General features: G+C 73.7%; 11 protein-coding genes. 4 read left to right on the forward strand and 7 right to left on the reverse strand.

The genetic code is table 11. The annotated features are described in order from the left end of the window. Positions 1-37: 37 nt before the first annotated feature. The 7 genes from NX794_RS02025 to NX794_RS02055 all read right to left on the reverse strand — a co-directional run bounded on the left by NX794_RS02025 (position 38) and on the right by NX794_RS02055 (position 7827). Positions 38-844, reverse strand: coding sequence for a methylenetetrahydrofolate reductase (locus NX794_RS02025; protein WP_258776405.1), 807 nt, complete (start codon positions 842-844; stop codon positions 38-40). 251 nt (positions 845-1095) lie between these two features. Further along, positions 1096-1614: an O-acetyl-ADP-ribose deacetylase gene (locus NX794_RS02030; protein ID WP_258776266.1), complete on the reverse strand. Its 519-nt coding sequence runs from the start codon at positions 1612-1614 to the stop codon at positions 1096-1098. Further along, a complete protein-coding gene (locus NX794_RS02035) occupies positions 1611-3029 on the reverse strand; it encodes a phytoene desaturase family protein (protein WP_309505954.1) in 1419 nt (472 codons plus the stop codon). The genes NX794_RS02030 and NX794_RS02035 overlap by 4 nt, the downstream gene beginning before the upstream one ends. Positions 3030-3129: 100 nt before the next feature. Next, positions 3130-3975, reverse strand: a complete 846-nt coding sequence (locus NX794_RS02040) for an inositol monophosphatase family protein (protein WP_258776268.1) — start codon at positions 3973-3975, stop codon at positions 3130-3132. Positions 3976-4080: 105 nt separating this feature from the next. Then, on the reverse strand, positions 4081-5898 hold the full coding sequence (locus tag NX794_RS02045; RefSeq protein ID WP_258776269.1) for a gamma-glutamyltransferase family protein: 1818 nt from the start codon (positions 5896-5898) through the stop codon (positions 4081-4083). A 215-nt stretch (positions 5899-6113) separates the two neighbouring features. Then, complete coding sequence (locus tag NX794_RS02050; RefSeq protein ID WP_258776270.1) at positions 6114-6833, reverse strand: alpha/beta fold hydrolase; 720 nt, start codon at positions 6831-6833, stop codon at positions 6114-6116. Between the two features lie 22 nt (positions 6834-6855). Beyond that, positions 6856-7827 carry an alpha/beta hydrolase gene (locus tag NX794_RS02055; RefSeq protein WP_258776271.1) on the reverse strand — a complete coding sequence of 324 codons (972 nt, stop codon included), beginning with the start codon at positions 7825-7827 and terminating at the stop codon, positions 6856-6858. A gap of 424 nt (positions 7828-8251) precedes the next feature. Between NX794_RS02055 and NX794_RS02060 the strand changes: the two genes are divergently transcribed. From NX794_RS02060 to NX794_RS02075, 4 genes are all read left to right on the forward strand, one after another. Further along, positions 8252-10120 (forward strand): amidohydrolase, encoded by a 1869-nt coding sequence (locus NX794_RS02060; RefSeq protein ID WP_258776406.1) that lies wholly within the window; start codon positions 8252-8254, stop codon positions 10118-10120. A 118-nt stretch (positions 10121-10238) separates the two neighbouring features. Beyond that, positions 10239-10901 (forward strand): hydrolase, encoded by a 663-nt coding sequence (locus NX794_RS02065; protein WP_258776272.1) that lies wholly within the window; start codon positions 10239-10241, stop codon positions 10899-10901. A 60-nt stretch (positions 10902-10961) separates the two neighbouring features. Further along, on the forward strand, positions 10962-11492 hold the full coding sequence (locus NX794_RS02070) for a DoxX family protein (protein WP_258776273.1): 531 nt from the start codon (positions 10962-10964) through the stop codon (positions 11490-11492). Next, entirely contained in the window at positions 11473-12210 is a 738-nt protein-coding gene (locus NX794_RS02075; protein ID WP_258776274.1) for a YoaK family protein, read from the forward strand. Before NX794_RS02070 ends, NX794_RS02075 begins: the two co-directional genes overlap by 20 nt. Positions 12211-12285 lie beyond the last annotated feature (75 nt).

Here is a 12285-nt window from a genome sequence, read left to right on the forward strand (position 1 = left end):
GCAGGAATCCGACCTGGCGGTGGGCGTGAGCAGCGGGTCAGGCGTGGCCGTACTCCCGGAAGCGGGTGACCCAGTCGGCGGTGGCGCGCAGGCCGCCGAAGGTGTAGAAGTGCACCTTCACCCGGCCGTGCCGCGCGGGGTCGTAGCGGTCGGCCAGCTCGCGCAGGAAGCGGTCCGGTCCGGTCGTACCCATCAGGTTCGTGAGCGAGAAGCCGTACTTGCGGGCGACGGAGGCGCTGGTGGCCACGCCGAACCGGCCGGCGTAGCCGAGCAGCCGGCGCACGCCCGCCGGGCCGGGGACGCCGACGCGCACCGGCAGCCGCACGCCCCGGGCCCGGACGGCTTCCAGCCAGCTCAGCACCGGGTCGACGTCGAAGCCGAACTGCGTGATGACGTCACCGCCGAACCCGCCGGCGTCGATGGCGGCGGCCTTGCCGGTGAGCGCGGACCACAGGGCGGGGCCGGCTATCGCCGGGTGGCCCTCCGGGTAGCCGCTGATCCCGACGTGGCGCACCCCGTATCCGGGCAGCAGGCCGGTGCGCAGCAGGGCGAGCGCGTCCGGGTAGGGGCCCTCGGGGCGGGCGGGGTCGCCGCCGACCAGGAAGACGTTCTCGGCGGTGCCGTCCGCCGCCAGCCCGGCGAGGAACTCCTCCAGGGCCGAGCGGGAGGGCAGCCGGCGCGCGGAAATGTGCGGTACGGGGACGAGTCCGAGCCGCCTGACCGCGCGGGCGGCGGCCAGCCGGGTGGTGAGATCCTCGCCGGCGAGGAAGGTGATGTTGACCCGCGTACCGTCCGGGACGAGGGCACGGGCCTCTTCGAGCCGGGGCACGTCCTTGCCGGTCATCTCCAGGGAGAAGTCGTCGAGCAGGGAGGGACGCGGGACGGCCTCCCCGGGGCTCTCGGCTCCGTCCGGGGCGGGGGCGCCGCCGTCGGGCGGGGCGGTGAGAGCGGGCTCCATCGTGCTCCTCGGGCGGCTGCGGTCGTGATGTCGGCCGATGATGCCACGCGGGGGCCACGGGTACGGGGCCGGGGTCAGGAAGGCCCGAGGCCCTGCCGGGCGGCGCGGGAGGTGCCGGAACGCCTACGCGCGGGTGCTCACCGGCCCGCTTCCCGGGCGAACGCCCCGTACGCCCGGTCGTCGAAGAGCACGAACCTCACCTCTTCGACGGCGGTCGGCGTGTTGCGTACCGTCTCGACGGCGACGCGGGCCGCGTCGTCCATCGGCCAGCGGTAGACGCCGGCGGAGACGGCCGGGAACGCGAGCGTGCGGGCGCCGAGTTCGTCGGCCACGCGCAGGGACTCGCGGTAGCAGGAGGTGAGGAGGGCGGTGCGGTCCTCGGCGGCGGACCAGACGGGGCCCACCGTGTGGATCACCCAACGGGCGTCCAGCTCGCCCGCCGTGGTGGCGACGGCCTGGCCGGTGGGCAGGCCCTTGCCGTACCGGGAGGCGCGCAGGGCGCGGCACTCGGCGAGGATGGCGGGGCCGCCGCGGCGGTGGATGGCGCCGTCGACTCCCCCGCCGCCGAGCAGCGAGGAGTTGGCCGCGTTGACGATCGCGTCGACGCTCTGCCGGGTGATGTCGCCCTGGACGAAGACGACACGGGTGCCGGTCATGTCTGTCGCAGCCTCCGCCAGACGGCCCGGGCGGCGTTGTGCCCGGACATGCCGTGCACGCCCGGTCCCGGCGGGGTCGCCGAGGAGCAGATGAACACCGCCGGGTGGGGGGTGTGGTACGGGAACAGGGACAGCCGGGGGCGCAGCAGGAGCTGGAGTCCGGAGGCCGCGCCGCAGGCGATGTCGCCGCCGACGTAGTTGGCGTTGTGGGCGGCCAGCTCGGCCGGACCGGCGACGGCGCGGGCGAGGACGCGGTCGCGGAAGCCGGGTGCGAAGCGCTCCAGCTGGCGTTCCATGGCGTCGGTGAGGTCGCCCGACCAGCCGTTGGGCACATGGCCGTAGGCCCAGAAGACGTGCTTGCCCTCGGGGGCGCGGCCGGGGTCGACGACGCTCGGCTGCACGGTGATCAGGAAGGGCTTCTCGGGGGCCCGGCCCTCACGGGAGGCGGCCCGGAGCGCGGCGCCGATCTCTCCACGGCTCGCGCCGATCTGGACGGTTCCGGCGGTGCGGGCTTCGGGCGCGGTCCAGGGCACCGGGCCGTCCAGCGCGTAGTCGATCTTGAAGACACTGGCGCCGTACCGGTAGTCGGCGTAGTAGTCGCCGAGTCCGGCGATCCGGGCGAGGGCGGTGGGCGAGGTGTCGAAGACGTAGGCGCGGGCGGGTGGCAGGTCGTCCAGGCGCTTGACCTCGTAGTCGGTGTGCACGGCGCCGCCGAGGTCCTTCAGATAGCCGGCGAGGGCGTCGGAGATGGCCTGGGAGCCGCCGCGTGGGAGGGGCCAGCCGCGCGCGTGGGCGGCCAGCGCGAAGACGAGGCCGACGGCGCCGGTGGCGAGTCCGCCGAGCGGCGCGATCACATGGCCGACCAGACCGGCGAACAGGGCCTTGAACCGCTCGTCCCGGAAGCGGCGCATGAGCCAGGTCGACGGGGGCAGTCCGGCCAGGCCGAAGCGGGCCAGGGTGACCGGGTCGCGGGGCAGCGCGGTCAGCGGCAGGGACATGAAGTCCTTGACGAGGGTGTCCCAGTGGGCGAGCAGCGGCTCGACCATCCTGCGGTAGGCGCCCGCGTCGCGCGGTCCGAAGGAGGCGGCGGTCTCGGCGACCGAGCGGGACAGCACGGCCGCGCTGCCGTCCGGGAAGGGGTGGGCCATGGGCAGCTCGGCGTGCAGCCACTCCAGGCCGTAGCGGTCCAGGGGCAGGGCGCGGAACGCGGGCGAGTTGATGCCGAGGGGGTGGGCGGCCGAGCAGGGGTCGTGCCGGAAACCGGGGAGGGTCAGCTCCTCGGTGCGGGCACCGCCGCCTATGGTGGGCCGCGCCTCGAACACGGCGACGGAGAAGCCGCGCCGGGCCAGCTCCACGGCCGCGGTCAGTCCGTTCGGCCCCGCACCCACCACGACCGCATCGAGCATCGACGGCACCTTCGGACCCCTTCGTCAGCCGATGGCCACTTCCGATCAGGATATGCCGGTGCACCGACATACCCGGGCCCCGGGTGGCGCCCGGGGGCCGGTGCCGCCGTCAGACCGCCGCGCCCAGTACGGCGGCCAGCCGCCGGGCGGTGGCGGTGTCGCGCGCGGCGGTGAACGGCAGGGTGTTGCCGCCGGTCACCCGGAACGGTTCGCCGGTGAGCGTGAGGTGCGCGCCGCCCGCCTCCTCGACCAGCAGCAGACCGGCCGCGTGGTCCCAGGCGGCCTCCCAGGAGAACGCCACGGCGTCCAGCTCGCCCCGCGCGACGGCGAGGTATTCGAGGCCGGCCGAGCCGCACGGGCGCGGGGCGATGCCGTCGGTCCACAGGGCGCGCAGCGCCCGCTTCTGTTCGTCGGTGGTGAAGTCCGGGTGGGAGGTGGCGACGACGAGGTCCCGGCCGGGTGCGGGCGGGCCCGCGAACAGCCGCTCGCCGTCGAGGAAGGCGCCCTGGCCGCGCACGGCGCGGGCGAACTGGTCGCGGGCCGCCGCATAGGTCCAGGAGGCGACGACGACGCCCCGGTGGGCGAGTGCCACCAGCGTGCAGAAGCCGTCGTCGCCGTGCACGAACTGGCGGGTGCCGTCGACCGGGTCCACGATCCACACCGGGGCGTCGCCCCGGAGCGCCTCGTAGACCGCAGGGTTGGCGTGCACGGCCTCCTCGCCGACCACCACGGAGCCGGGCAGCAGGGCGCCGAGGTCCTCGGTGAGCCGCAGCTCGGCGAGGCGGTCGGCGTCCGTCACCAGGTCGTGCGGTCCGCTCTTCTGGTCGACCTCGTCGGCCGTGAGGCGGCGGAAGCGGGGCAGGATCTCGGCGGCGGCGGCCTTGCGGACCGCCTCCTCCACGTCGTCGGAGCAGCGGGCGAGAAACTCGTCGATGGTTTCCGTGTTGTCGATCATGCCTCCATGAGAGCACGACCCACTGACAACGCCCGCGCCCGGGCGGTGCACACCGGATGGAATCGGGATGAAGAACAGGGGTCGCCGGCCGCCGCCGTACCCGGATCAGCGGCCCACGGCGTAGCCCTGCATCCCGCGCGGGTTGGCCGCGGCCGACAGCACGCCGGTCTCCGGGTCGCGGGCGACCGCGCACAGCCGGCCCTCGGACCAGGCAGGGCCGACCGTGACGTCATGGCCGCGCCGCCGCAGTTCCGCGATCACCGCCGGGTCGGTGCGGGACTCCACGGTCAGGCTTCCCGGGCGCCGGCCGCGCGGGTAGAAGGAGCTGGGGAAGCTGTCGGTGTGCCAGTTCGGGGCGTCGATAGCGCCCTGCAGGTCGAGGCCGCCGCGGATCGGGGCGCGCAGGGCGGCGGCGAGGAAGAAGTGCAGCTGCCACTGGTCCTGCTGGTCGCCGCCGGGGGTGCCGAAGGCCAGGACCGGCACGCCGTCGCGCAGCGCGAGGGACGGGGTGAGGGTGGTGCGCGGCCGACGGCCCGGGGTGAGGGTGTTCGGCAGGCCCTCCTCCAGCCAGGTCATCTGCAGGCGGGTGCCGAGCGGGAAGCCCAGTTCCGGGACGACCGGGTTGGACTGGAGCCAGCCGCCGCTGGGCGTGGCGGCGACCATGTTGCCCCAGCGGTCGACCACGTCGAGGTGGCAGGTGTCCCCGCGCGTGGTGCCGTCGACGGCGACGTGCGGCTCCCCTGGGACCTCGGCGGCGGTGGGCTCCCCGGCGCCCAGCGCGTCGAAGCCGGGGGCGCCGTCGTCGGCCACGCGCGCGTGCGCCTGTGCGGGCAGGCGCGGGGCGCGTCCACCGGGGCTTCCGGGACGCAGCTCGAAGGAGGCCTCGGCGCCGACGAGGGCCCGCCGGGCGGTGGTGTAGTCGTCCGACAGCAGGTCGGCGAGCGGCACGTCGGCGGCGTCCCCGTACCAGGCCTCGCGGTCGGCCATGGCGAGCTTGCAGCCCTCGACCAGCAGGTGGACGTAGTCGGCGGAGCCGTTGGCGGGCAGTTCGGGCGGGAGGAGGGCGAGCTGCTGGAGGAAGGCGGGCCCCTGGCTCCAGGGCCCGGCCTTGCACACGGTCCACCCCTTCCAGTCGTACGTCACCGGGTCCTCGTACGTCGCCGACCAGCCGGCGAGGTCGTCCTCGGTGAGGGTGCCGGTGTGCCGTTCGCCGCTGGTGTCCAACGTGGGCCGGCGGGACTGCCGTACCAGGGCCTCGGCGATGAACCCGGAGCGCCACACCTCGCGCGCGGCGTCGATCCGGGCCTCCCGGCCGCCCGCGCGGGCGGTCTCGGCGAGCAGCCGCTTCCAGGTGGCGGCGAGGGCGGGGTTGCGCAGCGGTTCCCCGGGACGGGGCGACCGGCCGCCGGGCAGGTACACCCGCGCCGACGAGCTCCACTCCGTCTCGAACAACTCCCGTACCGTCTCCACGGTCGCGCCGAGCTTCTCGACGGGCGGGTGCCCGTGCTCGGCGTAGCCGATGGCGTACGACAGCACGTCCTCCAGGGACGTGGTGCCGTGATCGCGCAGGAGCAGCAGCCAGGCGTCGAAGGCACCGGGCACGGCGGCGGCGAGCGGCCCGGTGCCGGGCACGAGGTCGAGCCCGAGGGACCGGTAGCGCGCGGCCGTGGCACCCGCCGGGGCCACCCCTTGTCCGCACAGCACCCGTACCGCGCCGCCGGCGGGGGCGAGCAGGATCGGCACCTCGCCGGCGGGCCCGTTCAGATGCGGCTCGACCACATGCAGCACGAACGCCCCGGCCACCGCCGCGTCGAAGGCGTTCCCGCCCCGCTCCAGCACGGCCATCGCCGACTGCGAGGCGAGCCAGTGGGTGGCGGAGACCATGCCGAAGGTGCCCTGGAGGGTGGGGCGGGTGGTGAACATGGGACCTCTCACCTCGCTACGACGGCACACCTGTCCGGCGGCCGTGCGCAAAGGTTACTGAGTCCGCTTCAGGACGGGCATGTGCTGTGTGAAGGCAGCGTCAGGCCGCTGGGGCTGATGCGGGCCAGTGTCACCGGTCGGGGGCTGTGGGGAGCGGCCGGGCCGCGCGGGCGCGATGCGGGAGTGCGTCCGCGCGGCCCGGCCGTGCCGCCGGGTCAGCTCGTCGCGCGTACCGCTTCGCGGATCAGGTCGGCGACCTCCTTCGGCCGGGAGACGGCGACCGCGTGCGACGCGCCCTCGGCCTCGACGACGGTCGCCCCCGCCCGCTTCGCGGCGAAGCGCTCCACCTCCGGGTTGATCGCGTTGTCCGCGCCGGCCACCAGGGCCCAGGACGGCTTGGTCCGCCACGCGGCGGCGGAGGCGGGCTCCTCGAAGGCCCCGGCGGCGAGCGGTCGCTGCGCCGCCGCGAGGACCTTGGTGACCTCGGCGGGCACGTCGGCGGCGAAGACCGACGGGAAGGCGTCCTCGGCGATGGTGACCTCGACGGCGGGGTCACCGCCCGCGACGGGGTACGTCCACTGCTTGAGGCTGCTCACCAGCGGGGAGGCGGGGAAGCGGCCCTGCAGCTCGCCGAGGCTCTCCCCCTCCTCCAGGACGTAGGCGGCCACGTAGACGAGGCCGACGACGTTCTCCGTGACACCGGCCACGGTGATCAGCGCACCGCCGTACGAGTGGCCGACCAGCACGACCGGCCCGTCGATCTGGGCCGCCACGGAGGCGACGTACGCGGCGTCGCTCGCGAGGCCCCGGAGCGGGTTCGGGGGCGCGACGACGGGGATGCCGTGGCCCTGGAGTTCCGTGATGACACCGGACCAGCTGGCCGCGTCGGCGAACGCGCCGTGCACGAGAAGCACCGTGGGCGTGGAAGTGGTCATGTCTGTGCTGTCTCCTCTGTTGTCAGGCGGTGTGCAGGGCCGCGTGCAGCGTGCGGGCGGCCATCGTGATGGCGGCCTCGGCCGCGTGGGTGCCGCGCAGGGCGTTGAGCATCACGAAGTCGTGGATGACGCCCTGGAAGCGGACCGCGGTGACCGGCACCCCGGCCTCCCGCAGCTTGTTGGCGTAGGCCTCGCCCTCGTCGCGCAGCACGTCCGCCTCACCGGTGATGACCAGCGCCGGGGGCAGGTCCTTCAGCTGCTCGGTGGTGGCGCGCAGCGGGGAGGCGGTGATCCGGGCGCGGTCGGCCTCGTCGGTGGTGTACTGATCCCAGAACCACTGCATGCCGTCGCGGCGCAGGAAGTAGCCGGTGGCGAACTGGTGGTAGGACGCCGTGTCGAAGTTCGCGTCGGTGACCGGGTAGAACAGGACCTGCTGCGCCAGCGGGACGCCGCCGCGCTCCTTGGCCATGAGGGTCAGCGCGGCCGTCATGTTGCCGCCGACCGAGTCGCCCGCCACGGCCAGGCGCGTCCCGTCCAGGCCCTTGGTGGCGCCCTGCTCCACGATCCACCGCGCGACGGCGAAGTTCTGCTCGATGGCGACCGGGTAGCGCGCCTCGGGCGACAGGTCGTACTCGGGGAAGACGACCGCCGCGTCCGCCCCGACGGCCAGCTCGCGCACCAGGCGGTCGTGGGTGTGGGCACTGCCGAAGACCCAGCCCGCGCCGTGGATGTAGAGGATCACCGGCAGCGTGCCCTCGGCGCCGGCGGGCTTGACGACGCGCGCCCGGACGCTGCCCGTGGGGCCGCCCGAGACGGTGATCCACTCCTCGTCGACCGCCGGCTTCTCGATCTCCCCGGACTGCACCTCCTCGACGGCCTTGCGGCCCTCCGCCGGCGGCAGGTCGAACAGGTAGGGCGGGTTGGCGGTCGCCTCCGCGAACGCGGCTGCCTCGGGTTCCAGCACCGGCTGCGCCGGCTGGGGGGATGCGGACATGGGGAACTCCTGGAGAGTCGTCGGATACGCCGGTCGTTCCGGCGATCGCCCGGATCGTCGTGCTGGGCACTCCGGCGCCGGTGGTCGTCACCGTAGGTCGGCCGTGTGCGGGCGAGTTGTCCGCAAGCGCACGTCCGATGTCCCCGCAGCGCACCGGTGCCGTGCCGGTCCGTGTCCAGTGCGCTGGGAGGAACGCGCCAGTGCGCGGACGGAACACACGTCGGTGTCCGGCGGGCCTAGCGTGATGGCTCGGCGGTCGCGGTTCGCCCGTGAGCACATCGACACATCAGCACATCAGCACATCGGCTCGATGGCGAACCCTCGCGTACCACCGCATCTCCCCGCCCGCTGCCGTCCGCCGAGTCCGGACGCGGCGGGCGTCATCAGACACTCATCCCGGAGGGGTCCCGCACACGTGTCTCCCATGCCGGTCGGCGGACTGGTTCCCCAGGCCACCGACGATGCCGCAGAGCTCGTCGTCCGCAACGCCAGAATTCACACGGGAGATCCCGGCCGCCCCCAGGCCGAGGCGATCGCCGTGCGGGGCGGTGTCATCACGGTCGTCGGCGACGACAAGGACGTGGCCCCGCACATCGGTACGGCCACGAAAGTGGTGGACGTGCTCGGCCGGCGGATGGTCCCCGGGCTCAACGACGCCCACCTGCACGTGATTCGCGGCGGCCTCAACTACGTACTCGAACTGCGCTGGGACGGGGTGCGCACCCTGCGCCAGGCTCTGGCGATGCTCCGGGAACAGGCCGCGCGCACCCCCAAGGGCCAGTGGGTGCGGGTGGTGGGGGGCTGGTCGGTCGAGCAGTTCGCCGAACGGCGGCTGCCGACCGTCGCCGAACTGAACGAAGCCGCCCCCGACACCCCGGTGTTCGTCCTGCACCTGTACCAGTCGGCCGTGCTCAACCGGGCGGCGCTGCGGGCCGCCGGCTTCGGCAGGGACACGCCCGACCCCAAGGGCGGACAGATCGTGCGGGGCCGGGACGGGGAACCGACGGGTCTGCTGCTGGCCGCGCCGAGCGCGCTCATCCTCTACTCGACCCTGGCCAAGGCCCCGGTTCTGGAAGGGGAGGACAAGAAGGTCTCGACCCGTCACTTCCTGCGTGAACTGAACCGGTTCGGTCTGACCTCGGCGATCGACGCCGCCGGCGGGTTCCAGAACTTCCCCGACAACTACGGCACCGTCATCGAACTGGCCGAGGCCGGTCAGTTGTCGCTGCGCATCGCCTATCACCTGTTTCCGCAGGTTCCGGGCCAGGAGACAGCGGACCTCACCCGTTGGACAGAGACGACGCGTCCCGAGGACGGGGACGAGTGGCTGCGCCTGAACGGCGCGGGCGAGAACCTCACCTGGGCGGCGGCGGACTTCGAGAACTTCAACCAGCCGCGCCCGGAACTCGGCGATTACGAAGCCGAGTTCGAGAGGGCCGTACGTCTCCTCATGGAGAACGGCTGGGGGTTCCGGCTGCACGCCACGTACGACGAGACCATCCGCCGGGATCTCGCGGTCTTCGAGAAGCTGGCCGCGGAGGGCCTCTTCCCGGCCGGGAACCGGTGGCTGTTCGACCATGCGGAGACCGCGTCCGGGGAAAGCCTCGACCGCGTCGCCGCGCTCGGCGGGGCGATGTCCGTGCAGAACCGGCTGTCCTTCCAGGGGGAGGCGTTCCTGCGCCGCTACGGCCCCGGCAGAGCGGCGGACGCCCCGCCGGTCCGGGCCATGCTGGAGCGCGGGCTGACCGTGGCCGCCGGCACGGACGCCACCCGGGTCTCCACCTACAACCCCTGGGTCGCCCTGCACTGGCTGGTCAGCGGCCGCAACGTCGCCGGTCTGGCGCTCCGGCCGCCGGCCAACCAGGTCGACCGGGACACCGCGCTGCGCATGTTCACCCTCGCCGGCGCCCGGCTGACCGGCGAGGAGGAGGTCAAGGGCGTCCTGCGTCCGGGCTGCTACGCGGACCTCGCGGTGCTCTCCGACGACTACTTCACCGTGCCCGAGCCCGAGATCGCGCACATCGAGTCGCTGCTCACGGTCACCGGCGGCCGGATCGTCTACTCGGCCGGCGAGTTCGCGGGGCTCGACGAGGAACTGCCGCCCGTCAACCCCGACTGGAGCCCGGTCGCGCGGTTCGGCGGCTACCAGGCGCCCCGGTGCGCGGGCGCGCGGCAGGCCGAGTCGCTCGCCGAGGCCGTCGCGGAGGCGGAGCTGCACCGCACCTGGCGGGTCGAACGCGGGCTCTTCCCCGAGGGCTTCGACGCGCCCTTCGACCCCTGCTTCTCCTTCTAGCCCTATTTCCCCTTCACGTTCTAGCCCTGTTTCTCCTTCACGACTTCCGGGTGGGGCCGGGCCACGAGCCGCCCCTCCCGGGACACCACAGATATCCCTCTCATGGAAAGGCACGTTCATGGTCGACATCGCCGAGGTCACCGCGTCCCCCAGCCCCGACCTGCTGACGCCGGACAACTGCGCGGTCCTGTTCGTGGACCACCAGCCGCAGATGTTCTTCGCCGCCGGCAGCGGCGACCGCACCGCGATCATCAACGCGGCGCAGGGCCTGGCCAAGGCGGCCAAGGTCTTCGACGTCCCCGTCGTGCTGAGCACCGTGGCCGCGGAGTCCTTCTCCGGTCCGATCATGCCGCAGCTCGCGGAGGTGTTCCCCGAGCAGGAGATCATCGACCGCACGTCGATGAACGCCTGGGAGGACACCGCGTTCGTCGAAGCCGTCAAGGCGACCGGCCGCAAGAAGCTCGTCATCGCCGGTCTGTGGACGGAGGTCTGCGTGGTCCTGCCCACGCTCTCGGCCATCGCCCAGGGCTACGAGGTCTACGTGGTCACCGACGCGTCCGGCGGCGTCAGCCCGGCGGCCCACGAGCACGCCGTCCAGCGCATGATCCAGGCCGGTGCCGTCCCGGTCACCTGGCTCCAGGTGCTCCTGGAGCTGCAGCGGGACTGGGGCCGTACCGAGACGTACGTCCCGGTCACCGAGGTGGCGAAGGAGCACGCCGGCGCCTACGGCCTCGGTGTGGTCTACGCGCAGGCCGTCATCGGCGCCCACGCCGCCGGCTGAGCCGCATTCCACGCGGGGAAGCGACGTACCGAGCAACGAGTCAGGAACAGGCGGGAAGAGATGGATGCTGGACTGCTGGTCCTCCGGTTGGTCGCGGGACTGCTGGTCGCCGGCCACGGAGTGCAGAAGGTGAGTTTCCGGCTCGGGGGCCACGGCCTGGCGGGCGGCACCGAGGAGTTCCGTCACGACGGTTTCCGCGGCGGCCGTCTGACCGCCGTGGTCGCGGGGGCCAGTCAGATCGGGGCCGGCCTGTTCCTGGCCGCGGGACTCCTCACGCCCCTGGCCGCGATGGCCGCCATGGGCGTGATGACGGTCGCGGGCACCGTCAAGTGGGGCAAGGGCCTCTGGGTGCAGAACGACGGCTACGAGTATCCGATGGTCCTCGTCCTCGTCTCGGCGGCACTGGCCCTCACGGGGCCCGGCCGGTGGTCCCTCGACCACGCGCTGGGCATCACCCCCTGGCCGGCGTGGGTCGCCTGGGCCGTGATCGTCGCCGGTCCGGCCAGCGGGCTGCTCACCCGCGCGGTACTGCACCGCGACCGCGAGCCGGCCCCGGCGGGAGGGAAGCCCCGTGCGCGGACTGCTGACTGACGCGGTCCGCACGCTGGTCCCGCCCAGGGACGACCGCCACGGCCCGCTGCCTCCCCTGATGCTGGCCCTGACCGTGGTCACCGGTCTGGTCGACGCGGTGAGCTACCTGGCCCTGGGACACGTCTTCGTCGCCAACATGACCGGCAACGTGGTGTTCCTCGGCTTCTCCCTTGCCGGCGCCCCGAACCTGTCCGTGGTCGCCTCGGTCGTGGCACTGGCGGCGTTCCTCCTCGGCGCGCTGGCCGGCGGCGGTCTCGGCAGCCGCTTCGCCGCGCACCGCGGGCACCTGCTGAAGAGGGCCACCGCCGCGGAGACGGTCCTGGTGGCCGTCACCGTCGCCGTCACGGCGGCCACCGACGGCCGGGTCACCACCGGTGTCCAGTACACGCTGATCGTGTGCCTCGGACTCGGCATGGGCCTGCAGAACGCGGTCGCCCGGCGCGTCGGGGTCCCGGACCTCACCACGACCGTACTGACCCTGACCCTGACCGGGCTGGCCGCGGATTCGGGTCCGGCCGGCGGGGCGGCGCCGAGGGCCGGCCGCCGGATCCTGTCCGTGCTGGCCATGCTGCTCGGCGCCCTCGTCGGAGGCGAACTCGTCCTGCGCGGGCATCTGGTGCTCGCGCTGGGTCTGGCCCTGCTGCTCCTGGCGCTCACCTCCGTGGTCACCCACCGGCTGTCCGCCACCGACGCGGCCTGGGTCCGGTCGGCGTCCTGAGCCGTGGATCCCGGCTGCCGGCGGCACGTGTCCGCCGGCGGCCGGGATCTCTGGCCGTGCCGGGGGGTCTCGGCC

Origin of the sequence: Streptomyces pyxinicus (assembly GCF_024753135.1) — a bacterium.
Taxonomy (GTDB): Bacteria; Actinomycetota; Actinomycetes; order Streptomycetales; family Streptomycetaceae; genus Streptomyces; species Streptomyces pyxinicus.